The 22,631-nt window shown below is 71.2% G+C and carries 26 protein-coding genes and 3 tRNA genes; 24 read left to right on the forward strand and 5 right to left on the reverse strand.

Going from position 1 to position 22,631, the window contains the following annotated elements; genetic code table 11:
* The first annotated feature begins 52 nt into the window (after positions 1-52).
* The gene (locus AGRA3207_RS24210; RefSeq protein WP_231329321.1) at positions 53-439 is read left to right on the forward strand and encodes a hypothetical protein; all 387 of its coding nucleotides are present in this window, start codon (positions 53-55) and stop codon (positions 437-439) included.
* Here AGRA3207_RS24210 and AGRA3207_RS24215 read toward each other — a convergent pair.
* The gene (locus AGRA3207_RS24215) at positions 423-1,592 is read right to left on the reverse strand and encodes a WD40 repeat domain-containing protein (protein WP_231329322.1); all 1,170 of its coding nucleotides are present in this window, start codon (positions 1,590-1,592) and stop codon (positions 423-425) included. The genes AGRA3207_RS24210 and AGRA3207_RS24215 overlap by 17 nt on opposite strands.
* A gap of 279 nt (positions 1,593-1,871) precedes the next feature.
* On the opposite strand from AGRA3207_RS24215, the gene AGRA3207_RS24220 reads away from it, so the two are divergent.
* The 5 genes from AGRA3207_RS24220 (at position 1,872) to AGRA3207_RS24240 (ending at position 5,417) form a co-directional block, all read left to right on the forward strand.
* Positions 1,872-2,603 carry a MerR family transcriptional regulator gene (locus AGRA3207_RS24220; protein ID WP_231329323.1) on the forward strand — a complete coding sequence of 244 codons (732 nt, stop codon included), beginning with the start codon at positions 1,872-1,874 and terminating at the stop codon, positions 2,601-2,603.
* The gene (locus AGRA3207_RS24225) at positions 2,597-3,424 is read left to right on the forward strand and encodes a hypothetical protein (RefSeq protein WP_231329324.1); all 828 of its coding nucleotides are present in this window, start codon (positions 2,597-2,599) and stop codon (positions 3,422-3,424) included. The genes AGRA3207_RS24220 and AGRA3207_RS24225 overlap by 7 nt, the downstream gene beginning before the upstream one ends.
* Before the next feature lie 96 nt (positions 3,425-3,520).
* Positions 3,521-4,258: a protein phosphatase 2C domain-containing protein gene (locus AGRA3207_RS24230; RefSeq protein WP_231329325.1), complete on the forward strand. Its 738-nt coding sequence runs from the start codon at positions 3,521-3,523 to the stop codon at positions 4,256-4,258.
* A gap of 181 nt (positions 4,259-4,439) precedes the next feature.
* A tRNA-Thr gene (locus AGRA3207_RS24235) sits at positions 4,440-4,512 on the forward strand.
* Between the two features lie 326 nt (positions 4,513-4,838).
* A complete protein-coding gene (locus tag AGRA3207_RS24240; protein ID WP_231329326.1) occupies positions 4,839-5,417 on the forward strand; it encodes a hypothetical protein in 579 nt (192 codons plus the stop codon).
* Between the two features lie 477 nt (positions 5,418-5,894).
* On the opposite strand, the gene AGRA3207_RS24245 is transcribed toward AGRA3207_RS24240, so the two are convergent.
* Positions 5,895-6,185 carry a hypothetical protein gene (locus AGRA3207_RS24245; protein WP_231329327.1) on the reverse strand — a complete coding sequence of 97 codons (291 nt, stop codon included), beginning with the start codon at positions 6,183-6,185 and terminating at the stop codon, positions 5,895-5,897.
* 149 nt (positions 6,186-6,334) lie between these two features.
* Here AGRA3207_RS24245 and AGRA3207_RS24250 point away from each other — a divergent pair, with 149 nt between their 5' ends.
* Complete coding sequence (locus tag AGRA3207_RS24250; RefSeq protein ID WP_231329328.1) at positions 6,335-6,568, forward strand: hypothetical protein; 234 nt, start codon at positions 6,335-6,337, stop codon at positions 6,566-6,568.
* A gap of 21 nt (positions 6,569-6,589) precedes the next feature.
* Here the strand turns inward: AGRA3207_RS24250 and AGRA3207_RS24255 are convergent, their stop codons facing one another.
* Positions 6,590-7,003, reverse strand: coding sequence for a hypothetical protein (locus AGRA3207_RS24255; protein WP_231329329.1), 414 nt, complete (start codon positions 7,001-7,003; stop codon positions 6,590-6,592).
* A gap of 575 nt (positions 7,004-7,578) precedes the next feature.
* Between AGRA3207_RS24255 and AGRA3207_RS24260 the strand changes: the two genes are divergently transcribed.
* The 6 genes from AGRA3207_RS24260 (at position 7,579) to AGRA3207_RS24285 (ending at position 11,049) form a co-directional block, all read left to right on the forward strand.
* Positions 7,579-7,652: transfer RNA gene (locus AGRA3207_RS24260), tRNA-Met, on the forward strand.
* Between the two features lie 119 nt (positions 7,653-7,771).
* Complete coding sequence (rpmG, locus tag AGRA3207_RS24265) at positions 7,772-7,936, forward strand: 50S ribosomal protein L33 (RefSeq protein ID WP_026404241.1); 165 nt, start codon at positions 7,772-7,774, stop codon at positions 7,934-7,936.
* A gap of 263 nt (positions 7,937-8,199) precedes the next feature.
* Complete coding sequence (locus AGRA3207_RS24270) at positions 8,200-8,637, forward strand: MaoC family dehydratase N-terminal domain-containing protein (protein ID WP_231329330.1); 438 nt, start codon at positions 8,200-8,202, stop codon at positions 8,635-8,637.
* On the forward strand, positions 8,637-9,062 hold the full coding sequence (locus tag AGRA3207_RS24275; protein ID WP_231329331.1) for a MaoC family dehydratase: 426 nt from the start codon (positions 8,637-8,639) through the stop codon (positions 9,060-9,062). The genes AGRA3207_RS24270 and AGRA3207_RS24275 overlap by 1 nt, the downstream gene beginning before the upstream one ends.
* 102 nt (positions 9,063-9,164) lie before the next feature.
* Complete coding sequence (locus AGRA3207_RS24280; RefSeq protein WP_231329332.1) at positions 9,165-10,232, forward strand: UDP-N-acetylmuramate dehydrogenase; 1,068 nt, start codon at positions 9,165-9,167, stop codon at positions 10,230-10,232.
* Between the two features lie 235 nt (positions 10,233-10,467).
* The gene (locus tag AGRA3207_RS24285; RefSeq protein ID WP_231329333.1) at positions 10,468-11,049 is read left to right on the forward strand and encodes a TMEM165/GDT1 family protein; all 582 of its coding nucleotides are present in this window, start codon (positions 10,468-10,470) and stop codon (positions 11,047-11,049) included.
* A gap of 81 nt (positions 11,050-11,130) precedes the next feature.
* Here the strand turns inward: AGRA3207_RS24285 and AGRA3207_RS24290 are convergent, their stop codons facing one another.
* Positions 11,131-12,084 (reverse strand): adenosine deaminase, encoded by a 954-nt coding sequence (locus tag AGRA3207_RS24290; protein ID WP_231336372.1) that lies wholly within the window; start codon positions 12,082-12,084, stop codon positions 11,131-11,133.
* Between the two features lie 461 nt (positions 12,085-12,545).
* Between AGRA3207_RS24290 and AGRA3207_RS24295 the strand changes: the two genes are divergently transcribed.
* From AGRA3207_RS24295 to AGRA3207_RS24305, 3 genes are all read left to right on the forward strand, one after another.
* Positions 12,546-13,589: a hypothetical protein gene (locus AGRA3207_RS24295; protein ID WP_231329334.1), complete on the forward strand. Its 1,044-nt coding sequence runs from the start codon at positions 12,546-12,548 to the stop codon at positions 13,587-13,589.
* Positions 13,590-13,666: 77 nt separating this feature from the next.
* Positions 13,667-14,176, forward strand: coding sequence for a SigE family RNA polymerase sigma factor (locus AGRA3207_RS24300; protein WP_231329335.1), 510 nt, complete (start codon positions 13,667-13,669; stop codon positions 14,174-14,176).
* Positions 14,177-14,179: 3 nt separating this feature from the next.
* Positions 14,180-14,926 carry a hypothetical protein gene (locus tag AGRA3207_RS24305; protein ID WP_231329336.1) on the forward strand — a complete coding sequence of 249 codons (747 nt, stop codon included), beginning with the start codon at positions 14,180-14,182 and terminating at the stop codon, positions 14,924-14,926.
* 262 nt (positions 14,927-15,188) lie between these two features.
* Here the strand turns inward: AGRA3207_RS24305 and AGRA3207_RS24310 are convergent, their stop codons facing one another.
* The gene (locus AGRA3207_RS24310; protein WP_231329337.1) at positions 15,189-16,400 is read right to left on the reverse strand and encodes a pyridoxal phosphate-dependent aminotransferase; all 1,212 of its coding nucleotides are present in this window, start codon (positions 16,398-16,400) and stop codon (positions 15,189-15,191) included.
* Positions 16,401-16,657: 257 nt separating this feature from the next.
* On the opposite strand from AGRA3207_RS24310, the gene AGRA3207_RS24315 reads away from it, so the two are divergent.
* The 8 genes from AGRA3207_RS24315 to rplJ all read left to right on the forward strand — a co-directional run bounded on the left by AGRA3207_RS24315 (position 16,658) and on the right by rplJ (position 22,586).
* A tRNA-Trp gene (locus tag AGRA3207_RS24315) sits at positions 16,658-16,730 on the forward strand.
* 120 nt (positions 16,731-16,850) lie between these two features.
* A complete protein-coding gene (secE, locus tag AGRA3207_RS24320) occupies positions 16,851-17,099 on the forward strand; it encodes a preprotein translocase subunit SecE (RefSeq protein WP_231329338.1) in 249 nt (82 codons plus the stop codon).
* Positions 17,100-17,176: 77 nt separating this feature from the next.
* Complete coding sequence (gene nusG / locus AGRA3207_RS24325) at positions 17,177-18,172, forward strand: transcription termination/antitermination protein NusG (protein ID WP_338028217.1); 996 nt, start codon at positions 17,177-17,179, stop codon at positions 18,170-18,172.
* A gap of 129 nt (positions 18,173-18,301) precedes the next feature.
* Positions 18,302-18,733, forward strand: a complete 432-nt coding sequence (gene rplK, locus AGRA3207_RS24330; protein WP_231329339.1) for a 50S ribosomal protein L11 — start codon at positions 18,302-18,304, stop codon at positions 18,731-18,733.
* Positions 18,734-18,794: 61 nt separating this feature from the next.
* On the forward strand, positions 18,795-19,511 hold the full coding sequence (gene rplA, locus AGRA3207_RS24335; protein WP_231329340.1) for a 50S ribosomal protein L1: 717 nt from the start codon (positions 18,795-18,797) through the stop codon (positions 19,509-19,511).
* 286 nt (positions 19,512-19,797) lie between these two features.
* Complete coding sequence (locus AGRA3207_RS24340; RefSeq protein ID WP_231329341.1) at positions 19,798-20,649, forward strand: SCO4651 family lipoprotein; 852 nt, start codon at positions 19,798-19,800, stop codon at positions 20,647-20,649.
* Positions 20,650-20,767: 118 nt separating this feature from the next.
* Positions 20,768-21,661, forward strand: coding sequence for an SCO4651 family lipoprotein (locus AGRA3207_RS24345; protein ID WP_231329342.1), 894 nt, complete (start codon positions 20,768-20,770; stop codon positions 21,659-21,661).
* Between the two features lie 301 nt (positions 21,662-21,962).
* Positions 21,963-22,586, forward strand: coding sequence for a 50S ribosomal protein L10 (gene rplJ, locus AGRA3207_RS24350; RefSeq protein WP_231329343.1), 624 nt, complete (start codon positions 21,963-21,965; stop codon positions 22,584-22,586).
* The last annotated feature ends 45 nt before the right edge of the window (positions 22,587-22,631 follow it).

Here is a 22,631-nt window from a genome sequence, read left to right on the forward strand (position 1 = left end):
TGGGCTTTTGAGCAGGCGAACGGACGAGCGCCGGCTGGGCCATGAACGGTGGATGGCTCTTCGCAGGGACCGCACCGACGCCTATGCCGACTTCCTTCGCATCGCTCACGAAGACACCCGTCTTCTGCATTTGGCCCTTCTGCGTTTCTCCCAAGGCGTGCCCGGGGGCGATGAGGCGCGGAAGATGATCGACGAGGCGAGTGCGGTCGTCGTCGCGTCCAAGGGTGCGCGTGCCAGGGTGCAGATCGTCGGATCGGACGAGGCGGGACGGGCTGCCAGGGCCGTCTCCAGGGCGGCCGTGCAGATCAGCCGACGGTTGGGGGGCTTCTATTTTTCGGGCCTGCCCGTCGACGTGGGTGAGGGGAGGGCCTTTGTTGCCGTCTGCCGTCGCGAGCTTGAGGAGGCGGGTTCGGCGGGGCGGGTCAGACGCCGGTGGTGAATTCGTAGAGGTCGTGGGAGACCAGGGCCAGACGGCCGGGGTTCGTCGTCCAGCCTAGGGCTGAGCCTAGGGGGGCGGTCACCTGCTGGTATCCGAGGACTTTGAGGTCCGGCGTGCCCATCCACAGGGCGCCCTCTTCTGTGGAGACGAACCAGCACGGGCCCTGCGGGTAGGCGGCCCAGACGACGCTGAAGGCGAACGCCTGGGGGCGGCGGTCGTCGACGAGGAGGTTGGTGCTCGTCTTCAGGGTCGGCCGGCCCGTGGTCCGGTCGAGGGAGTAGAGCCACAGGTTGCGGTCCTTCGAGCCGACGGAGCAGTTCACGACCAGCAGCTGGTCGTCTCGGACGTCGAGGTCGTTGATCCCGCGCTGGGCGTCGGAGTTGAAGACGGTCTGGGAGAGGATCTTCCCGGACCGGACGTCGATCGCGCAGAGGTAGCCGTCCTCGGAGCCGGTGATGACCGTGGTGTCGCCGAAGGGCTCGATGGCGCGGATGTCGTGAAGGTTCCACGGGTTCACCGGCGCGGGGTTCCTCAGGTCGAGGGTCGTGCGGAGCGTGGCCGTTCCGTTCGCCACCGTCCACAGGGTCAGTCGGCCGGTGGTGTGGCCCACGCAGAGGATCTTCTGGCCTGCGACGGTGACGGTCTTGCCGCTGGTGGCCACGCCGAGGGCCGGGTCGAAGCCGATCTTCTTGGGGCGCAGGGAGGCCCAGTCGCGGAAGCCCTTCCACAGGATGAACGAGCGGTCGTCGTTGGACGAGGCGAGCAGGTGGCCGCCCACCGCCGCGACCATCTGCACGCCCTGGTCGGACGGGCTGTTCACGGCCACGTCGATGGTCGGGCCGGACACCGCCGACGGGTTGTAGGCGAAGACGCTCATGCTGCCGTCCCAGCGGCCCACGGCGAAGTGGCCCGTGTCGAGCCAGGCCAGGGCCTGTGCCATCTGGTAGGTCGTGCCGTCGGCCTGGATGGGAAGCGCGGTCGGGGCGGCGCCGGGTTCCCGGGCGCCGCGGGACGCCAGCTCCGCGCGGGAGCGGAGCAGGGGTGGAAGGGGGCCGGTCCGCGGGCCGATGGGCGCGGCGGACGCGGGCATGGCCGCGGTGCCGGCCGCGAGGGCCAGGCCGCTCAGGAGGACGGTCCTTCGGGAAGCGGACATCTCTCGCCTCTTTTCCGACGTCTCGGACGGCCTTCGCGACTTTCGATCACGTGATTTTCTCGTTCTGGCCGCAGCGCTTCATTCCGGCGACTCCTTGGCGATGGTACAGGCGGGCTTCGCGTTCGCCGCCTTTCCCGTCCACCGGTCCGAGACCTGAAATGGCCATGATCGGATCAGGGGAATTGGAAGGTCGTGACCCATGCGATTTCCGCGCCGGAGAGCGACGTGCGACGGCCGGGGGCTTGACCTTGACGCTGCGGCGGGGTTTGTAATGGGGGTATGAAGATCGGGGAGGTCGCCGCGCTGGTCGGGGTCTCGTCCCGGACCGTCCGCCACTACCACCATCTCGGGTTGCTGCCCGAGCCGGCGCGGCTCGCCAACGGCTACCGGGACTACCGGGTGCGGGACGCGGTGCTGCTCGCGCGGGCTCGGCGGCTGGTGGAGCTGGGGCTCTCGCTGGACGAGGTCCGGGACGTCCTGAACGATGATCGCGGACGGGAGCTGCGAGAGGTGCTGGGCGAGCTGGACGCGGACCTGGCGCGGCGGCAGGAGGCGCTCGCCGTCCAGAGGGCGCGGCTCGCGGGGCTGCTCGCGGAGACGGATCTGGGGCCTGACTCGGCCGTCTCGCCGGAAATGGCGGATGTGCTGCGGGAACTGCCGCGCGGGGCGGGGTTCGCCGAAGTGGATCGCGGGCTTTTGGCGCTGGTCGATACGGCGGCCGGGCCGGAGGAGCGGGGGCGTTTCGCCGAAATGCTGCGGCCGTTCACCGAGCCGGAGACGGCGGCGCGGGTGCGGGAGGTCTACGCGCGGCTGGACGGGCTCGCCGGCGCCGGGCCGGACGATCCGCGTGTCGGGGACACGGCGGAGGCGATCGCGGCCCTCATTCCGGACGAATTGGCCACACTGGTCGCGGATCGAGGAGAGGACGTGCGCTGGATCGACGATATGACTCCGGCGCAGGGCGCCGTTTTCAGCCGGGTCGTGGAACTGCTGAGGGAGAGGGTGTGCTGAGGGTCGCGCGTGTCGCGTTGTTCGCGTTGCTTCCGGGCGAGGCGGTGCTGGTCGTCCTCGTGGCGTCGGGGATCTCGCTGCCCCGGGCCGTCGGCGTGGTGGGCGAGGCCGTGGTCACCGCCGTCCTCCTTCTGGAACTGGTGGTGCTGGGACGGCTTTATGCGGATCGGCGCCGGGACGGTTCGCGCAGGTGGCCTGCATTTCGGGCGAGTGTGGATGAACTCGTGCCCGTGAGAGTGCGCCGCGTTCTGGGATTCGACACCAAGGGCTTGGTCAGTCTCGTCCTGTTCGCCGCGCGCCGTCGGCACGGGGTTCCGCCAGGCGCGATCGACGCCCCCTACTCGGGGGCGCAGACGTCCATGCACCTGGCCTTTCTCTTCGTGATGGCGCTGGAGGCGGTGGTCACCGAGATCCTGCTCCGAGGGGTCGGGGCTCCAGGGACGGTGCGCAAGATCGTCCTGGCGGTGGACGTGTACTCGGTGCTCGTCGTGCTCGCGGTCATCGCGGCATGCGTGACACGGCCGCATGTGCTGTCGGACAAGGAAATGCGCATCCGGTACGGCGCCTTCTTCGACCTGCGCGTCCCGCGGGACCGGATCGCCTCGGTGCGGCTCGTCCGCAACTACAGCGAGAGCGGCCTGGTCCGGGTGGAGGACGGGAGGCTGTCGGTGGCGGTCTCGGCGCAGACGAACGTGGTGGTCGAGCTGAAGGAGCCGATCACCGTCGTGCGTCCGCTGGGGCAGCGGGCCGACGCGCGGGTCATCCGCTTCTTCGCCGATCGTCCGGACGAGCTCATCGCCGCCCACGGGCGGTGGTCCTGAGGGTGCGCGGACCCGCCCCGGCCGGGACGGAGGGTGAGCATTCGGTGCGGTGGGGCCGGAGAAAGTGGCTTTGCGGGTAGACCTGCACTCGTGCAGATGAGTTATGTGAGTGAACCGACGCCCGGGCGGACCAACGAGGATTTCGTCGCGGCGGGGCCCGGGTGGGTCGTGCTGCTGGACGGCGTGACGGCGCCGCCGGACGCCGACAGCGGGTGCCGTCATGGCCCGGCCTGGCTGGTGCGGCGGATCGGCGGGCAGATCGCGGCGCTGATGGCGCTGGAGGACGGCGAGCCGCTGCCGGATCTGGTCGCCGAGGCGATCAAGGTGGCCGGGGAGGCGCACGCCGGGACGTGCGACCTGGAGAGTCCGGACACCCCGTCGGCGACCGTGTCGCTGCTACGTCGGCGGGACAACGCGGTGGAATGGTTCGTCCTGGCCGATTCGCCGATCGTGATGGACATGGGGGAGATCGTCGTCTTCCGGGACGATCGGGTGGACCGGCTGCCGGAGTACACCGTGGAGTCCGTGCGGAGGTACCGGAACAGCCCCGGCGGGTTCTGGGTGGCGGGTTCAAAACCGGAGGCCGCATATGAGGGCCTGACGGGTGAGGTCCCGGTCGAGGGGCTGAGGAGGGCGGCGGTGCTGAGCGACGGGGCGTCCAGGCTGGTAGAGGTGTTCGGTGTCCTGAGCTGGGACGGGCTGCTCCGGGTCCTGGAGGAGGAAGGGCCGAGGGAGCTCGTCCGGCGGACGAGGGTCGCGGAGGCGTCCGGGGCCGTCGACGTCGAGCGGGGCAAGCCGTACGACGACGCCACCGCCGTCCTGGTGCGCTTCTAGCGGGGGGCGCCGGACCGCGCCGGCGGGCTCGCGGCCGTCCGCGGTGCCGCCGGATCCGGTGGCCGGTGATCGCGTGATCTCGTGCGCTGACCAGCGGCGGAGCGTCCCTGCGGCCGGTGCCTCAAACGATTTCGCACCCGGGCCCCGAACCCTGTATGGTTTTCCTGCGCGAACGACACAGGCCCCTTTAGCTCAGTCGGCAGAGCGTCTCCATGGTAAGGAGAAGGTCTACGGTTCGATTCCGTAAAGGGGCTCCGCAGGTCAGAGACCGCTCCCGAAGATCATCGGGGGCGGTTTTCTCGTTTCCGGACACGGACCCGGAGAACGGTCGGGCGGGATCATGCACTCCCGGCGGAGCCGTGACCCCCGGCAGAGCCTCGCAGGGCTGTGCTCCTCGTCCGGGTGGCGGCCGTCCTTCACTTCACTCGATCTTCTGCATCGCTGTGGCCTGCGGTGGAGACGCAGGCCGAGACGCTCCCGAGACGTCGGCGGTATGCGGCGGGTACGGCCGGGAGACGGGCTCCCTGTTCTCTGAATGCGCGGTCCTGAAGGGGACCGCGCACTCGAACAGGGGGTTCATGTGAACGAACAGCGTCTCATCATGGGGGCGGTGGGGACCGCGATGACCGCGATGCTGACCCTTGGCGTCGCCGGGACCGCGGCCCACGCGGGGACCGCGGGTCACGCGGTTCACACCGGGATCGCGAACACGACCGTGACGCCGCTGGTCCAGGAGGGCGCCGAGCGACCGGCCACCCGCGCGGACCTGCGGGCGGCGGGAGTGCCGTCCTCCGAGCTCACGGCCGCGGCCTGGAAGACCAAGAGCGTGAAGCTGCGCTGGTGCTGGGGCGAGAAGAAGCCCAAGGTCGGCGGCCTCGGCGGGTGGCGGTGCAAGTTCCTCGCCGCCTGGACGAACGCCGCCTTCACCTACAACGGCAAGAAGGTCTACCAGCACCGGGTCAATTGCGACGACCAGGGCACCTACGACGTCAAGTGGAGCTGGTGCGGATACGCCAGGAACGGCAAGCCCTGGATGAGCGCCGGCGGCAACTTCAAGGCCCGTCTCGGGATCGGCAACGCCAGCGCTAGCCGCGCGTACTGGCAGCGGGTCTACATCACGTCCAAGGGTGTGGTGACGGCCAGCGGCAAGCCGGCCTAGCCAGGACGACCTGCGTCTCGGCCGAGGCCCGGCCCCTGTCTCCGCTGGGCCTACCCCGTCTCGGCCGAGGCGCGACCCCGCCTCGGCCGGGACAGCCCCATGTCTCGGCCGGGGCACTACCCCGTCTCCGCGAGGCGAGGTGAGGCCGGGCGCGGGAGGCGAGGCCGGGCGCGGGAAGGTGAGGCCGGGTCGGGGGCGCCTGTGCATCGGGCATCAGGGTGCCGGGCGGTCGGGGCGGGCCTTGAAGTCCTCCGGGCCGTCTGCGGGTTCGTCCGGCACGGCGCTCGTGGTGAAACGGTCGCGGACGGAAGCCGTCGGCGGTCCCGCCCGTCCGCTGGGCTCCGATCTCGTTGGCGCCGATGTCGGCGGGCGCGGCCTTCTCGCTGACCAGGCGGCCGATCTCCCCGCCGGGACGCGCCTCACGCATCCGCCGCACGGCGGGCTCCGCGTCATGCCGTTGTGGCGGCTCCCTTCTCGTCACGGCCGCGGCGGCGGCGCGTCCATCAGCCGTCCCGCCAGTTCGTAGATGGCCTCCGCCGCCCGCTCGTGCTCGGGCCGCGGCGGTGTCTCCTGGACGGCCGCCCGCGCCCGCAGGTCGCCGCCGATCCGGAAGTCGAACCGGTACGCCTGCGACGGAAGGCCCCCGGCGATGCGGAGGGTGATGGTCAGCTCCTCGTCGACCTGGCCTTCCGCCGCGCGGACCAGGGCCGTCCTGACGGCGTCGTCCGGTCCCGGCGGCACGGGCCGGTCCTTGCCTCCTGCGGCCATGTCCCTCCTCAGACGGGTGTGGTGGCCTGCGACAGGCGGGCGCAGAAGGGCTCGCACAGGCGCTGGAGGGCCTCGGTGTTGTCGTCCATGACGGTTCCGGTCCCGACCGGGCTCCGGTCCGGGCAGACGGCGTCCCGGTATTCGTCGGGATGGCCGAGCAGATGCCGAATTCGTGGGACGCGACGTCACCCGAGGCGTCGGTGAACCACAGTCCCAGGTTGCTGCGGCCCGATCCCTTCTTCACGCGCACGCTGAGGTGCTGGCCCTCCTCCACCCATTCCACCTCGAACGTCAACGCGCAGGGCATCACGCAGTCGGCGGACCGGCAGCACGCGAACCGCCAACTCCACTTCTCCTCGATCCCCTCTTCCAGCGGCACTTGACCTCGCCCAGCAGTTCCGCCGTCACGTCGGCCTCGGGGACGAGTTCGATGCGGGCGGAGATATGCGTGCCCTGCTGCCGGAACGCCGCCGTCCAGCCGAGACGCATTCGGTGACGCCGAACGAGATCTCCTGGACCGGGGGCGGCGCCGAGGGGCGCAGGTCGTAGATCTCCGTGACGAACCAGCTTCCGCCGCGCAGGTCCTCGCGGACGCGCACGGCCGCACCCTCGGCCTTGGCCTGCGCGGCGAGGACGAGGAGATCGGTGCAGGCGTCGTCATTGGTGTCATCGAGTTTCCGCCAACCGGCGTGGTCGAGATAGACCCAGGCGTTCGAGCGTTCTTTCGCCCGCCCATAACGCCTACACCCGCCGATGACAGGAAACGGCCATAGGGAGACCTCTCGCCGATATCGAAACGCACATTGCCTGATCTTCATTCCGGCTTCGCGTGATTTCCGCGCCGGTCGCCATTCAACGCCGCTCGCCGGTTCATTGGCCAGTGCCGTCCCGGATCTGCCGCGATGCGGTCACTTTATGACCAAGGAACTGTGCCGGGCGTCCGGGAAGGCGTACTGATCAAAATTGCGTCGGGGATGGACGGCCGACGCCCCTGCCCCGCCCCGGTCCGCCTCGTCCCGCGCGGGCCCGTCCCGGGTCTGAGGATTCAGGGTGGTTCGGCGTCCTTGCCCTGGTGGGAGCGGGGTGACCTCGACCACGTCGGCGACGCCGCCCGGGGCCGCCTGCCATCCCGCCTGCCATCCACCGCCGCCGGGTTCTGCCCGCGACGCGCCCGTCCGGCCGCCGGTGCCTGATTCGCTCCATACGGGGCCCTGTGGTAGCGTCCCACCGGTTCCAGCAGGACGTTTCGCAGGTCGTCGGCCCCACCCGGTAACCTGGAGGCGCTTCCGGAAGCCCGCGAAACCGATTCCCCGATCACGGCACGGGGTCTCGTCGTTTCCTGGGCTCGGTGAGCATCCGGTATCCTTGCAATCCGGTCCACACCGACCATCACGGCGGGGTAGCTCAGTCAGGCAGAGCAAGCGGCTCATAATCGCTGTGTCGCCGGTTCAAGTCCGGCCCTCGCTACTACCCATGTCTCTCACCTCCGTCCCCGGGGGTGAGAAGGCTGGGTCGAATCGCCTGCCGCCCTCTCCGGGCGGCCGACGTACGTAGTCCATGTCCCTAGCCCAGAAAGGCACTCCATCGTGGCTGCCACCGACGTCCGGCCGAAGATCACGCTGGCCTGCCAGGAGTGCAAGCACCGCAACTACATCACGCGGAAGAACCGGCGCAACGACCCGGACCGCCTTGAGATCAAGAAGTACTGCCCCAACTGCAGGACCCACCGCCCCCACCGCGAGACCCGCTAGTCAGGGTCCGCAGCCAGGGTCCGCTAGCCCAGGTTCGCTGGTCGAGACCTGCTAGTCGCGATCCGCTAGTCGGAGCGGCCCCGGGAGGGGTCCCTGCGGGCGACTTCTTCGCACGCTTGCCCAGACGTGAACCAGCCCGTCCTCGCCAGTGAGACCCGCGAGGACGGGCTGTACGTCGTGCTGTTACGGTCCGTCCGAGAGCGGGGGAACGTGCCCCGGCGCGGGCGCCCAGGGCCCCGGACGACCTGGAGGGACGGAAACGCATGGCACTCAACCGTGACTTCATCGGGCGGAGCTTCCCGCCCACCGCGCCGTACGAGATCAGCCGGGTGAAGATCCGGGAGTTCGTGGACGCGATCGGCGACCCGAACCCCCTCTACCGCGACCAGGAGGCGGCCAAGGCGGCCGGGTACCCCGACGTGATCGCGCCCCCCACCTTCCCGATCGTGGTGTCGTTCGGGAACGACGCGCTGGCCGATCCGGAGCTCGGGCTGAACTTCGCGATGGTCGTGCACGGCGAGCAGCGGTTCGAGTACACCCGTCCCCTGCGCGCCGGGGACGTGGTGACCTGCGAGACGACGATCACCGAGATCAGGTCGATCGGCGGCAACGAGAAGATGTCCATCGAGACCGCCGTGCGGACGGTCGAGGGCGAGCTCGTCTGCACGTCCTACAACGCGATCGTGGAGCGGGGCGCCTGATGACCGCCAAGGTGAAGTACGCCGACGTCGAGGTCGGCACCGAGATCCCCGAGCGCAGGTTCCCGATCGACCGGCTGAACCTCGTCATGTACGCGGGCGCGTCCGGCGACTTCAACCCGATCCACTGGCGTGAGAGCTTCGCCAAGGCGGTCGGGCTGCCGGACGTCATCGCGCACGGCATGTACACGATGGCGCAGGGCGGGCGGTTCGTCACCGACTGGGCAGGCGACCCGGGCGCCGTCGTCGACTACGGGGTACGGTTCTCCTCGCCGGTCGTGGTGTCCGACGCGGACGGCGCGACACTGGTGATCAGCGGCAAGGTGGAGCGGAAGCTGGACGACAACACGGTCGTCGTGGCGCTCACCGCCAGGTCGGAAGGGCAGAAGGTCCTCACGCGCGCGAAGGCCGTCGTCCGGCTCGCCTGAGAGCGGAGGCCCGGCAGCCGTGGGGCCCGGAGGCTAGAGGTCCCGGAGACCGGCGGCCTGTGCGGGCGCGAGGTGGCCGAGGTAGCGGGAGGGGAAGGCGACGTGGCGGTGTTCGCTGAAGAGGTGAACCTGGCCGGGTACACCACGCTGCGGCTGGGCGGTCCCGCCCGCCGGTTCGTCGAGGCGACGACGGAGGCGGAGCTGGTCGCCGCGGTCCGCGCCGCCGACGACGAGGGCGAGCCGGTGCTGGTGCTCGGCGGCGGCAGCAACCTCGTGGTGTCCGACGACGGTTTCCCCGGCACCGTGGTCCATATCGGGACCCGCGGTACCGACCGGATGGGGGGGGAGGGCGACACGGTCCGCGTCCGCGTCCAGGCGGGGGAGGACTGGGATTCGTTCGTAGCCCGCTGCGTGTCCGACGGTCTCGCGGGGATCGAGTGCCTGTCCGGGATCCCCGGCCGCGTCGGCGCCACCCCGATCCAGAACGTCGGGGCCTACGGGCAGGACGTCAGCGAGACGATCGTCGAAGTCCGCGCCTACGACCGGCGGGACCGCGCGTGCGTCACCCTCGACCGCGACGCGTGCCGTTTCACGTACCGGCACAGTGTCTTCAAGGGCGATGATCGGTATCTCGTCCTGGACGTGACGTACGCGCTGCGCGAGGCCGAGGAGTCGCAGCCCATCGCCTACGCCGAGCTCGCGAAGCGGCTGGGGGTGCGGCCGGGGGAGCGGGTCACGCTCAAGGAGGCGCGCGACGCCGTCCTGGAGCTGCGCCGCGGGAAGGGCATGGTCCTGGACGCCGCCGACCCCGACACCCGCAGCGCCGGGTCGTTCTTCACCAACCCGATCCTGGACGGCGACCAGGTCGCCGAGCTGGAACGCCGCGTCGCCGAGCGGCTCGGGCCGGACGCGGCGTTCCCCCGCTACCCCGAGTCCGGCGGGCGGGTCAAGACGTCCGCCGCCTGGCTGATCGACCGCGCCGGCTTCGCCAAGGGCCACGCGCTGGGCCCGGCGCGGATCTCGACCAAGCACACCCTGGCGCTCACCAACCCGGGCGGTGCGAGGACGGCCGACCTGCTCGCCCTCGCCCGCGAGGTCCGCGCCGGGGTGCGCGAGGCGTTCGGGGTCGAGCTGGTGAACGAGCCGGTCCTCATCGGCGTCGCCCTCTGAACGGCGCATTCGCGCCCGGTTGGTAGTGTGGGCGTCGTCGAGGGGGAGTAGTCCCAATCGCGTGATCGACACGCTGGCGCCGCGTGAGGCGCCCGGTCGCGCGGGCCTCGGGCCAGGGCGGCGCCCGGTCTTCGAGGCGGACGAGACCTTCGGCCCGGCAGTCGTGCCGGGCCGAGGTCGTGTGCCCGTATCCGGCGCTCCCGCCCTTCGCCCGGCCTCCGAGCGAGAGGGACCCGTGTACGCCTTCATCATCAGCCTGGCCGTGATCTTCGTGGCCGAGCTCGGCGACAAGAGCCAGCTCATGGCCATGACCTTCGCGACCCGCTTCCGCGCCCTGCCCGTCCTGATCGGGATCACGGCGGCGACGGCGCTCGTCCACCTGGCGAGCGTCGGCCTCGGCGCCGCGCTCGGCGCCGCCATCCCCACCGGTCCGATCTCGATCCTCGCCGGGCTGGCGTTCCTCGGGTTCGCGCTGTGGACGCTGCGCGGGGACGAGCTAGACGAGAAGGACCGCGACAAGGCCAGGCGCGCCACGGGTTCGGCGATTTTGGCGGTCGGGGTGGCGTTCTTCCTGGCCGAGCTGGGCGACAAGACGATGCTCGCGACCGTCACGCTGGCCGCCGACCACGGTGGTCTCGCCGCGCTGACCGGTGTCTGGGCGGGCTCGACCATCGGGATGGTCGCCGCGGACGGCCTCGCCATCATCGCCGGGCAGATGCTCGGCAAGCGGCTCCCCGAACGGGTCATCACCTACGGCGCGGCGGCCGGTTTCGCGATCTTCGGCGTCCTGCTCCTCATCGAGGGCATCACCGCCTGACCGCCTCACAGCCGGGCCGTCCTGACCGCCTCACGCCTGACCGCCTGACCGCCTGGCCGCCTGGCCGCCGTCGGCGCGGCGCTACGTGCCGACCCAGGCGTCGACGCCGGACAGGAGCCGGGCGCGGACGTCGCCGGGGGCGGCGGACGCGCGGATCGACTGGCGGGCGAGGTCGGCGAGCTCGGCGTCGCCGAAGCCGTGCTCGGTGCGGACGAGGTCGTACTGGCGGGCCAGCCGCGACCCGAACAGCAGCGGGTCGTCGGCGCCGAGCGCGATGGACGCGCCCGCCTCGTACAGGCGGCGGACCGGGACGTCCGCGGCCGTCGCCGCCACCCCGAGGCCCACGTTGGAGGTGGGGCAGACCTCCAGCGTCACGCCGCGGTCCACGATCATCTCGATGAGGCGGGGATCCTCCACCGCGCGGACGCCGTGGCCGATGCGATCGGCGCCGAGGGCCTCCAGGCACTCCCGGACGCTCGCCGGGCCGAGCAGCTCACCGCCGTGCGGGTCCGACAGGAGCCCGCCGCGCCTGGCGATCCGGAACGCGCCCTCGAAGTCGTAGGCCCGTCCGCGCCGCTCGTCGTTCGACAGCCCGAACCCCACCACGCCCTGGCCGGCGTACCGGACGGCCAGCCGCGCGAGCGTCTTGGCGTCCAGCGGGTGCCGCGTCCGGTTCGCCGCGACGATCAGCCCGATGCCGACGCCGGTCGCCTCCGACGCCTGGCGCGCCGCGTCCAGGATCAGCTCCACGGTCGGGGTGAGCCCGCCGAACCGCGCGGCGTACCCGCCGGGGTCCACCTGGATCTCCAGCCAGCCCGATCCCTCGGCCGCCTCGTCCTCGGCGGTCTCGCGCAGCAGCCGCCGCAGGTCGTCCGGTTCCCGCAGGACGGACCGGGCGATGTCGTACAGCCGCTGGAACCGGAACCACCCCCGCTCGTCGGTCGCGTGGAGCCGGGGCGGCCAGTCCTCCACAAGGGCGTCCGGCAGGTGCACGCCGTGCTGCGCGGCCAGTTCGACGAGCGTCGAATGCCGCATCGATCCGGTGAAGTGCAGGTGCAGGTGCGCCTTGGGGAGCAGGGCCACGTCCGGGCGGGTGGTGCGGGACGACGCGCGGGCGCCGTTCTGGCGGACCGGCGCGGAAGGTTCCTGGGCCGGGCGGGGTGACACGGTACGGGCCTCCATGGACGTATGTTGCCGGATCATGCTCTCCCCTGGACTCCCGCCCCACCAGGATCACCTGACCGGACTACCCGCCATGGCACACGACGACCATGGTTCCCATGGGCAGGACGGCCCCGGGGTCTAGGCGCAGGGCGGCCATGTGCCTATACGCACGACGGCCATGCCTATGCGCAGTGGGGCTGTGATGCCCCTGGGAGGGCGGACGTGGTGTCCATGGGCATGCCCGGAAAAACTTTGGAATCGCGTGCAACCCCTCTCCGTGGTCGTGCGTATACGAGGGGCGCAAGAGACATACGGGCAGAGAGGGATACACGATGATCACGCTGAAGGCCGCCCTGATCGCGGCGTCCGCCGTCGGTACCGTGGCCGTGGGCGGCGGCGCGACGTGGGCGATGACCGGCTCCCACCAGGACGCGGGCCTCCAGTCTGAGAACTCCAAGACCGCGGCCGTCCGGCACCTGAAGGACGTCGCGCCCAGCGCCGCCCCGACCTGCCTCCCGGCGAAGCCCGCCCTGCCGGGCAAGCCCGGCCTGCCGAAGACGAAGCTGCCCGACATCAGGCCGCCCCACGGCGGGCTCCCGGACGCGGGGCTCCCGAAGACGCCCGGTTCCGGGGTCCCGGGCGCGAAGCTGCCCGAGGGCGGGCTGCCCGGCGGCGCCGCGAAGCCGGACCTGCCCAAGGGCGCGCCCACGGTCAAGGCGCCGAAGCCCGGCGTCCACGGGGACACCCCGGCGGTGCCGCCGTCGCTCCCGGGCGGGCAGCCGAACCTGCCCGGCGCACCGAACGTCCCCAACGTCCCCGCGAAGCCGGGCGTCCCGGGCAAGCCGGGCGTCCCCGCGAAGCTGCCCACCTGCCTGCCGGACATCAAGCACCTCCCGAAGGGCGCGCCGTCGAAGGCCCCGTCCGTGCCCGTCCCCGCCAAGCCCGGCCTGCCCGCGGTCCCCGCGCTCGACTGCTCCAAGCTCCCGCCCGCCGTCACGATCGGCGGCCCGGCGGAGAAGGCCGTCATCCTCACCCGGGGCCTCCACCACGTCTCCACCACCCGCGGCTCGAAGGCGCTGGAGAAGAAGCACATCTGCGCCGTCACGCAGAAGTGGACCGGCAAGGCCGGCCAGTGGCTCACCGTGGAACGCCTGAAGACCCCCGCCGGGCTGTCGCAGAATGAGCTGCGCAAGGCGCTGGCCCTGCCCGGGGGCGGCGCGCCCGTCACCGTGGCGGGGGTGGCCGGCTGGCAGGGGCCCGGCGGCAACGGCGTCCTGCTGTTCGACCCGAGCGGCTACTCCCTGTTCGTCAACGGCAGTCCCGTCCTCGCCGGTGGCCTCCAGGACGTGGCCGCCGCGCTTCGGCAGGCCCGGTAGGACCGCGGACGGGCGGCTCCGGCGCGGGGGCCGCCCGTCCCCGGAAGGCGTATCCGATCTCAGCCGGACGGAGCACAGTGGGCCGTCGAGACGACAGGTCGTTCGTGGAGTTCGTGACGGCGCGCGGCAACGCGCTGCTGCGCACGGCGTCGCTGCTCTGCGGCGCCCATCAGGACGCCGAGGACATGCTGCAGACCGCGCTGGAGAAGGCGTACCGGCACTGGGGCCGCCTGGACGCCGACACCGACCCCGAGCCCTACGTCCGCCGGATCCTGGTCAACCTCGTGATCAGCCGGTCCCGGCGGTGGAAGGTGCTCAGGGAGATCCAGATGGCGAGGTTGCCCGAGACCCCGGCGGCCTCGTCCGACCATGCCGTGGAGCTACGGGGGACGCTCATGAACGAACTGCGCAAACTGGGACCGCGTCAGCGCGCCGTCCTCGTCCTGCGCTTCTGGGAGGACCTCTCGGAGGCGGAGACCGCGCAGGCTCTCGGCTGTTCCGTCGGAACGGTCAAGAGCCAGGCATCCCGGGGGCTCGCCAGGCTCCGGGAACGCCTCGACAAGAGCCTGGCGCCACTGGGGAGCTGAGCGATGGACCTGGAGAGTGAACTGCGGAAGGCCATGGCGGAGCAGGTGGCCGGGGCCGCCGCGCCGCCGTCGCTCGCCGCCGACGTCCGGCGCCGCCACCGGCGCCGGGTGGCGCGGATCCGCACCACGATGGGCGCGGCCGGGGCGTCCGTCGTCGCCATCGCCCTGGTGCCCGCCTACCAGACGTTCCGGGCCGCACCCGCCGGGGCGCCCGAGAACGCGGCGCCGTCCAACAGCGTTTCCATGTACCGGCAGCCGGAGCCACCGCCCGCCCCGGAGGTCCCCGTCTCCCCACCGGCGGGGAGGCCCGGGGCGGGCAGGTCGCACGGCGCGGCGGGCGGCACCCCGCCCGGAGCGCCCGGCGGGCACCCGTCCAAGCCCGGTGTCCCCGGCCTTCCGAAGCCGCCCGGCTGGGTGACCTACCTGCCCGGTGGCCTCACGGCGCACGCCCCCTGCGCGATGAAGGGCGGCGCCGAGCGCAGGACGACCGTCTGCGAGTGGCGCGGCACCGGCGGCTGGGTGGAGATCACGCTCGTGCGGGGGACGGGGTTCGGCCTCGGCGACCTGCCGCCGGTGCGCGGCGTCCCCGGCCGCGCGTCCGTCCGGGGGACGCCCGCCATCATCGGGGACGGGCCCGGCTCGGGACGGCAGATCGCCTGGCTGGCGCGGCCCGGCGTCGGGGCGGTCGTCCGGGCCGGCGGGGGAGCCGAGGACCGGCTGATGCGTATCGCCGAGGGTGTCCGCCCTTAGGGCGCCCGAGGCGACTCCCCGCTCCGGCGGGGGCGTCCCGCGGCGGAAGAGGGGCCGCGGCGGGACACCCCCGCCGAAGCAGAACCGGACGGGGTGCCAGGCTCGTCCGGACGCGGACCGGCCCCGGTGCACTGGGGTGCGCCGGGGCCGGTCGCCGCTTCCGCGGCACGTGGAACGGTGATCGTGCGGGACGTACGGACGGTGATCGCACGGACGGTGAGCGCGCGGACGGCGGACGTCCGGACGGTGATCGCCCGGGTGGTCAGGTCGCCTCGCCCAGCAGCTTGCCGACGCGGGACACGCCCTCGACGAGGTCGTCGTCGCCCAGCGCGTACGAGAGGCGGAAGTAGCCGGGCGTGCCGAACGCCTCGCCCGGCACCAGCGCCACCTCGGCCTCCTCCAGGATCAGCGACGCCAGCTCCACCGACGTCTGCGGGCGCTTGCCGCGGATCTCCCGGCCGAGCAGCCCCTTGACCGACGGGTAGGCGTAGAACGCGCCCTGCGGCTCGGGGCACACGATGCCGGGGATCTCGTTCAGCATCCGGACCATCGTCTGCCGGCGCCGGTCGAACGCCGTGCGCATCTCCGCCACCGCCGACAGGTCGCCGGTCACCGCCGCGAGCGCCGCCGCCTGCGACACGTTCGCCACGTTGGACGTCGCGTGCGACTGGAGGTTCGCCGCGGCCTTCACCACGTCCGCCGGGCCGATCATCCAGCCCACCCGCCAGCCGGTCATCGCGTACGTCTTGGCCACGCCGTTCAGGACGATCGTCCGGTCGGCCAGCTCCGGCACCACGACCGGCAGGGAGTGGAACCCGGCGTCCCCGTAGACCAGGTGCTCGTAGATCTCGTCCGTGATCACCCAGAGGCCGTGCCCGTCGGCCCAGCGGCCGATCGCCTCGATCTCGTCCCGGCCGTACACCGCGCCCGTCGGGTTGGACGGCGAGACGAACAGCAGCACCTTCGTCCGGTCGGTGCGGGCGGCCTCCAGCTGCTCCACGCCCACCTTGTAGCCGGTCGTCTCGTCCGCGACGACGTCGACGGGCACGCCGCCCGCCAGCTTGATCGACTCGGGGTAGGTCGTCCAGTACGGCGTCGGGACGATCACCTCGTCGCCCGGGTCGAGCAGGGTCGCGAACGCCTCGTACACCGCCTGCTTGCCGCCGTTGGTCACCAGGACCCGCGACGCCTCCACCGTGTACCCGGAGTCGCGCTCGGTCTTCTCGGCGATGGCGGCGCGCAGCTCGGGCAGGCCCCCGGCGGGCGTGTACTTGTGGAACCGCGGCACGCGGCAGGCGGTCACCGCGGCCTCGACGATGTAGCCGGGCGTCGGGAAGTCGGGCTCGCCCGCGCCGAACCCGATGACCGGGCGGCCCGCCGCCTTCAGCGCCTTGGCCTTGGCGTCGACGGCCAGCGTGGCGGACTCGGAGATGGCGGCGATGCGCTGGGAGATGCGAGGACGGTCGATGCTCATATCCCTATCGTTACAGACGCCGGTCCATGCCCCAGGCCATGGAGCGGACCCGGCCGGACGGCGCGCCGCCTTCCGACGCGCGATGATCTACGGCGGTCTGGTTCGACGCGGGGGCCTCCGAGACGTAGACTCACCGTCCTAGTAGCGCCCACCGGGATACGCGGCTGTCCGCGCATGGACGTCCGTGGCAGGCCGTAAGCTGGTGAGCGGTACGATCCTGGTCCCGTGGCCGGGCGTTCCCCGTAGCCGGGGAACGAAGGGCAGTGGCTCAATTGGTAGAGCTCCGGTCTCCAAAACCGGCGGTTGGGGGTTCGAGTCCCTCCTGCCCTGCGAGGTGCGGTGCTCGCACCGTGCCGTCCGCGCCGCGGCGGTCGCCGTGGCACCCCGTGGCACGGGCACGCGCGACAACCACAGAGTGGTTGGCACACGACCTATGAGGTGAACGGCGCAATGGCGACTGAGACGCGCGGCGAGGCCGCGGAGAAGGACGAAGGCAAGGGCAAGCCGACGCGCAAGCGCACCGGCCCCGCACTCTTCGTGCGCCAGGTCGTCGCCGAGCTGCGCAAGGTCATCTGGCCCACGCGCCGCGAGCTCGTCACCTACACGACCGTGTCACTGGTGTTCGTGCTGGTGATGGTCGGGATCGTGTCCGGCGTCGACTGGGGGCTGCAGAAGGGCATCTACCAGATCTTCGGCTGAGCCCCGGCCCGCCGGAGCGGCCACCGCCGCCCCGGAGCACGTCCAACACCGCAGACCGTACGAGAGAAAGAGTCATCGTGTCCGAGCCCTCACAGCCCTACGACGAGGCCGTTGAAGAGGCCCAGTCCGCTGCGGCTGCTGCGGCGGATCCGGCGGCCGCGCCCGCCGACGAGACGGCCGAGGCGGCCGTCGCCGCCGGCGAGGCCGAGCCCGCGGACACGAAGACCGAGGGCGAGGACGAACCGCCCGCGGACGCCGCCGAGGGCGCCGCCGACCTCGCCCGCGCCGTCACGGCCGAGGACACCGCGGAGGACGGCGCCGACGCCGCGGACGCCGAGACCGCGGACGCCGAGACCGCGGACGCCGAGACCGCGGACATCGAGTCCGAGGACGTCGAGGCCGCAGAAGCCGAGGCCGGAGATGCCGAGGCCGGGGACGCCGACGAGGCGGAAGAGGCCGAGGACGTCCCCGAGCAGCCGCCGGTCGACCCGTACGCCGAGTTCAAGATGCAGCTCCGGCTCCAGCCGGGCGACTGGTACGTCGTGCACTCCTACGCGGGGTACGAGAACCGGGTCAAGACCAACATCGAGACCCGCACCCAGACGCTCAACATGGAGGAGTACATCTTCCAGATCGAGGTCCCCCAGCACGAGGTGACCGAGATCAAGGGCGGCAAGCGGCAGAAGGTCAACGAGAAGGTCCTGCCGGGCTACATCCTCGTCCGCATGGAGCTCACGGACGAATCGTGGGCCGCGGTCCGCAACACGCCGGGCGTGACCGGCTTCGTCGGCCTGCTGAACAAGCCGTCCCCGCTGAGCCTCGACGAGGTCGCCAACCTGCTGGCGCCCGAGCCGGAGGAGGGCGTGGTCAAGGCCAAGGAGCAGGCCAAGGTCGCCGCCACCGTCGACTTCGAGGTCGGCGAGTCCGTCACCGTCATGGACGGCCCGTTCGCCACCCTCCCGGCCACCGTCAACGAGATCAACGCCGAGCAGCAGAAGCTGAAGGTGCTGGTTTCGATCTTCGGCCGGGAGACCCCGGTCGAGCTGTCGTTCAACCAGGTCTCCAAGATCTGACCCCCCGTCCCGCGCCCGCGGGACGGACCGGGTCCACCAGTGATCCCTACACGGCGGACGAGTCCCGCCGCCGTGTTGCCCGCGAAGCGGGAGTCGGGATCGACATCAAACGGGACGAAGGGGTTCCTCATGCCTCCGAAGAAGAAGAAGGTCGCCGCGCTCGTCAAGGTGCAGCTCCAGGCGGGCGCCGCGACCCCGGCCCCGCCGGTCGGCACCGCGCTCGGCCCGCACGGTGTCAACATCATGGACTTCTGCAAGCAGTACAACGCTGCCACGGAGTCCCAGCGCGGCAACGTCATCCCCGTAGAGATCACCATCTACGAGGACCGGTCGTTCAGCTTCGTCACCAAGACCCCGCCGGCCGCGCAGCTCATCCTGAAGGCCGCCGGTGTCGAGAAGGGCAGCGGCGAGCCGCACAAGACCAAGGTCGGCTCGGTCACCCGCGACCAGGTCCGCGAGATCGCCACGACGAAAATGCCCGACCTGAACGCCAAGGACCTCGACGCCGCCGAGAAGATCGTCGCCGGCACCGCCCGCTCGATGGGCATCGAGGTCAAGTAAGCAGCTCACCCGTGGAAGGGCCGGCGCTGGCCCATACCACAAGTTCCCGAGGAGGAACGGAATGAAGCGCAGCAAGGGTTACCGCGCCGCGGCCGAGAAGATCGACCGCGAGCGGCTGTACAGCCCCGTCGAGGCCGTGAAGCTGGCCAAGGAGACCGCCGTCACCAAGTTCGACCCGACCGTCGAGGTGGCGCTGCGGCTGGGCGTCGACCCCCGCAAGGCCGACCAGATGGTGCGCGGCACCGTCAACCTGCCCCACGGCACGGGCAAGACCGCCCGCGTCCTGGTGTTCGCGGGCGGCGCCAAGGCCGAGGAGGCCCGCGAGGCCGGCGCCGACCTGGTCGGCTCGGACGACATGATCGAGCGGATCCAAGGCGGCTTCCTGGACTTCGACGCGGTCGTGGCGACGCCGGACCAGATGGGCAAGGTCGGACGGCTGGGCCGGGTCCTCGGCCCGCGCGGTCTCATGCCGAACCCGAAGACCGGCACGGTCACGATGGACGTGGCGAAGGCCGTGACCGACATCAAGGGCGGCAAGATCGAGTTCCGGGTCGACCGGCACGCGAACCTGCACTTCATCATCGGCAAGGCGTCCTTCGAGGAGCGCCAGCTCGTGGAGAACTACGCCGCCGCCGTCGAGGAGATCCAGCGGCTCAAGCCGTCCGCCGCGAAGGGCCGGTACGTCAAGAAGGCCGCGCTGACGACCTCGATGGGCCCCAGCATCCCGGTGGACCCGAACGCGGTCCGCAACCTCACCGCGGAGTTCGACGAGTCCTGAGTCAGAAGGGTCTGATCCACGAGATCCGATCCAGGATCCGGTCCAGGCCGCGAGATTCCGCGCGCACCAGCAGCGCGAGACGTCAGGGCGTCCCCGTTCACGGGGGCGCCCTGACGCCGTTCCCACGACCTCGCGGGTGGCCACTTGAACGTTTCCGGGCCGTCGCAGGGGTACGCCGATGGTCGTACCGAAGCGCCGTCCATTCGTACCACCGGGGGATGTAGCGCCAGGAGCGCCCCGCGAGACTGGGGACATCAACAGGGCGACAAAGGAGGCTCCAACCCCCATGAACCGACGAATCGTGGTAGCGGCCGGTGGCGCCGCAGTCGGCGCAGCGCTCCTGCTGTCCGGGTGCAACGGGGACGGATCGGGCACCGGCGCGAACGGGAACATGAAGCTCAGCGCCAACGAGGCGCTGCTGAAGTCGTCGCAGAAGACGGGGCAGGCCGACACGTTCAAGGCCGACCTGACCGTGACCGGCACCGGCGGCGACAAGATCCACGCGAACGGGCAGTTCCGGCTGCGGCCGGTGCTGAAGTTCAGCGCCAAGCTGGACGAGTTCAGCCACGGCGGGCAGTCCATCCCGGGGCTGAAGGGGCAGGCGGTCTACACCGACAACGTCCTGTACGCGAAGGTCCCGCAGCTCGCGCAGTTCGTCAGCGGCGGCAAGCCGTGGGTGAAGATCGACGCGAACCAGGCGGCGAAGGGCACCGGGCTGGACGTCCAGGACCTCGTCAAGCAGGTACAGAACGTGGACCCGGCCGGGCAGACGAAGATGTTCACCGGCTCCAAGGACGCCCGCAGGGTCGGCACCGAGACGATCGACGGCGTGAAGACGACGCACTACACCGGCACGGTGACCGTCCAGGACGCGCTGAACCGCCTCGACGCGCAGGCGCGCGAGAAGGTCCGCGGGTGGCTGCCGAAGGACGACGCCAACGCGAAGATCAACTTCGATCTGTGGACGGACGGCGACAACCTGCCCCGCAAGCTGGTCTCCAAGGGGACGGGCCCGCAGGGCGAGAGCGGCTCGGTGACGGTCCTCTACAGCGACTACGGCAAGTCGTTCGGCGTGAACCCGCCGCCGTCGGACCAGGTGGGGCAGCTCTCGCTCGGATCGTTCCTCGGCGGCAACTGATCACTTCTGGATGACCGGCATCACGGGACAAAGCGAACCCCGCTAGTCTCCCCTGCGTCCAATCGAACGTCCGGCCGGAGCGCTCGGGCACTCAGACCAGACGAAGGAGACTCCCAGAATGATCCGTCGCTTCACCGCGGGCACGGCAGTGGCCACCGGCCTCGCCCTCTCCCTCACCGGCTGCCTCGGGGACGCCGGCGGCAAGGTGGACGAGGCCGGCGAGAACATCAAGCTCACCGCCGCGCAGGTGCTCGGCAGGACGGCCGAGAAGACCGGCCGGACCGACTCGTTCAAGGCCGACCTGTCGATGCGGATGACCGGCGGCAGGGCCGAGGTCGGCAACGTGTCGATGTCGGGCACCATGCAGTACCGCACGAAGCCCGACCTCGCCTACAGCATGGACTTCGGCCAGATGTCGGTGGGCGGCCGGTCCATGCCGGGCATGAAGCAGGTGCTGGTCGGCCGCACCATGTACATGAAGATCCCCGCGCTGTCGCAGTTCGGCGGCGGCGCGACCGCCAAGCCCTGGCTCAAGATCTCCCTGGACGAGCTGGGCAAGAAGTCGGGGATGAACATCGACCAGCTGCTCCAGCAGTCCCGGCAGATGGACCCGGTGCAGAACACGAAGATGCTGACCGCGTCCAAGGACGCCCGCGAGGTCGGCAAGGAGACGGTGGACGGCGTGAAGACGACGCACTACACCGGCACCTACCGGCTGGAGGACGCCCTGGCCAAGCTCCCGGCCGACCAGCGGGAGCAGCTCCGCAAGAACTCGGCCACGCTCGGCGCGGACGCCATGTCGTTCGACCTGTGGGTGGACGACCAGCAGCTCCCCCGGAAGATGTCCATGAAGTCGGGCCGGACGTCCGAGGGCACCATGGACCTCACCATGAGTTACCACGACTTCGGGCAGCCGGTGCAGATCAGCGCTCCGCCCGCCGACCAGGTCTCCGACTTCGGCGCGCTGATGACGAACCTAGGCGGTGCACTGAAGCCGCCGAGCGGAACCTGACGGGCGGCGGACACGCCGGGAGGACCGCGCCGCGGACGGCGCGGTCCTCCGCTTCGCCCGCCGCCGATTTGGATTGGCGGCGGCGAGCACGTACGCTGTTCCCTGCCGAAGACCGCCGGTCGTCGCCTCCCGCGAGGTGACCGAAGGACCCGAAGAGATTCGGGCGGCCCGCGTAGGTGAGACGAGAGCTTCCGCATGACCTCCGTGTCGTGTCACGCCCCGTGCGCCTGCGCCGGGGCGTTCCTGTTTTTCTGGAGCTTTCCGCCCCGGCGGCTTCCCCAGGTAATCGGAAGGAGGCCCCATGGCCAAGGCCGAGAAGGCCGCGGCGATCGCCGAGCTCAAGAACGAGTTCGAAAGCTCCAGCGGCGCCGTGCTGACCGAATACCGCGGGCTCACGGTGGCGCAGCTCAAGGAGCTGCGCACCAACCTCGGCGAGAACGCGAGGTTCGCCGTGGTGAAGAACACGCTGACCAAGCGCGCCGCGGGCGAGGCCGGTGTCGACGAGCGGTTCAGCGAGCTGCTCGAAGGCCCGTCGGCCATCGCGTTCGTCAAGGGCGACGTGGTCGAGGCCGCCAAGGGCCTGCGTGACTTCGCCAAGGCCAACCCGCTGCTGGTGATCAAGGGCGGCTTCATCGACGGCCAGCCGATGGACGCCTCCGAGGTCACCAGGCTCGCGGACCTCGAGTCTCGCGAGGTCCTCCTCGCGAAGCTGGCGGGGGCGATGAAGGGCTCCATGGCCAACGCGGCCGCCCTGTTCAACGCCCTGCCGACGCAGGCCGCGCAGCTGGCCGAGGCCCTGCGCGCCAAGCGCGAGGCCGCCGGCGAGACCGCCGAGGCCCCGGCGGACGACGCGCCGGCCGCCGAGGCTCCGGCCGACGACGCGCCGGCCGCCGAGGCCGGCACCGCCGAGGCACCCGCCGAGTAGGCACCCGCGGTTCCCCTGACACCCCAGATTCGAAGCCATAGCGGA

The sequence above is a fragment of the Actinomadura graeca genome (genome assembly GCF_019175365.1).
GTDB classification, from domain to species: domain Bacteria; phylum Actinomycetota; class Actinomycetes; order Streptosporangiales; family Streptosporangiaceae; genus Spirillospora; species Spirillospora graeca.

Bases quoted from the DNA above. Each gene is read 5' to 3' on its own strand.
- AGRA3207_RS24290 (WP_231336372.1), bottom strand. From the start codon at position 12,084: ATGCGGCATTCGACGCTCGTCGAACTGGCCGCGCAGCACGGCGTGCAC.
- secE (WP_231329338.1), top strand. From the start codon at position 16,851: ATGGCGACTGAGACGCGCGGCGAGGCCGCGGAGAAGGACGAAGGCAAG.
- AGRA3207_RS24310 (WP_231329337.1), bottom strand. From the start codon at position 16,400: ATGAGCATCGACCGTCCTCGCATCTCCCAGCGCATCGCCGCCATCTCC.
- AGRA3207_RS24210 (WP_231329321.1), top strand. From the start codon at position 53: ATGGCTCTTCGCAGGGACCGCACCGACGCCTATGCCGACTTCCTTCGC.
- AGRA3207_RS24245 (WP_231329327.1), bottom strand. From the start codon at position 6,185: ATGGCCGCAGGAGGCAAGGACCGGCCCGTGCCGCCGGGACCGGACGAC.
- AGRA3207_RS24345 (WP_231329342.1), top strand. From the start codon at position 20,768: ATGATCCGTCGCTTCACCGCGGGCACGGCAGTGGCCACCGGCCTCGCC.
- AGRA3207_RS24230 (WP_231329325.1), top strand. From the start codon at position 3,521: ATGAGTTATGTGAGTGAACCGACGCCCGGGCGGACCAACGAGGATTTC.
- AGRA3207_RS24295 (WP_231329334.1), top strand. From the start codon at position 12,546: ATGATCACGCTGAAGGCCGCCCTGATCGCGGCGTCCGCCGTCGGTACC.
- rplJ (WP_231329343.1), top strand. From the start codon at position 21,963: ATGGCCAAGGCCGAGAAGGCCGCGGCGATCGCCGAGCTCAAGAACGAG.
- AGRA3207_RS24255 (WP_231329329.1), bottom strand. From the start codon at position 7,003: ATGAAGATCAGGCAATGTGCGTTTCGATATCGGCGAGAGGTCTCCCTA.
- rplA (WP_231329340.1), top strand. From the start codon at position 18,795: ATGAAGCGCAGCAAGGGTTACCGCGCCGCGGCCGAGAAGATCGACCGC.
- AGRA3207_RS24215 (WP_231329322.1), bottom strand. From the start codon at position 1,592: ATGTCCGCTTCCCGAAGGACCGTCCTCCTGAGCGGCCTGGCCCTCGCG.
- rplK (WP_231329339.1), top strand. From the start codon at position 18,302: ATGCCTCCGAAGAAGAAGAAGGTCGCCGCGCTCGTCAAGGTGCAGCTC.
- AGRA3207_RS24340 (WP_231329341.1), top strand. From the start codon at position 19,798: ATGAACCGACGAATCGTGGTAGCGGCCGGTGGCGCCGCAGTCGGCGCA.
- AGRA3207_RS24220 (WP_231329323.1), top strand. From the start codon at position 1,872: ATGAAGATCGGGGAGGTCGCCGCGCTGGTCGGGGTCTCGTCCCGGACC.
- AGRA3207_RS24275 (WP_231329331.1), top strand. From the start codon at position 8,637: ATGACCGCCAAGGTGAAGTACGCCGACGTCGAGGTCGGCACCGAGATC.
- AGRA3207_RS24305 (WP_231329336.1), top strand. From the start codon at position 14,180: ATGGACCTGGAGAGTGAACTGCGGAAGGCCATGGCGGAGCAGGTGGCC.
- AGRA3207_RS24270 (WP_231329330.1), top strand. From the start codon at position 8,200: ATGGCACTCAACCGTGACTTCATCGGGCGGAGCTTCCCGCCCACCGCG.
- AGRA3207_RS24250 (WP_231329328.1), top strand. From the start codon at position 6,335: ATGGCCGAGCAGATGCCGAATTCGTGGGACGCGACGTCACCCGAGGCG.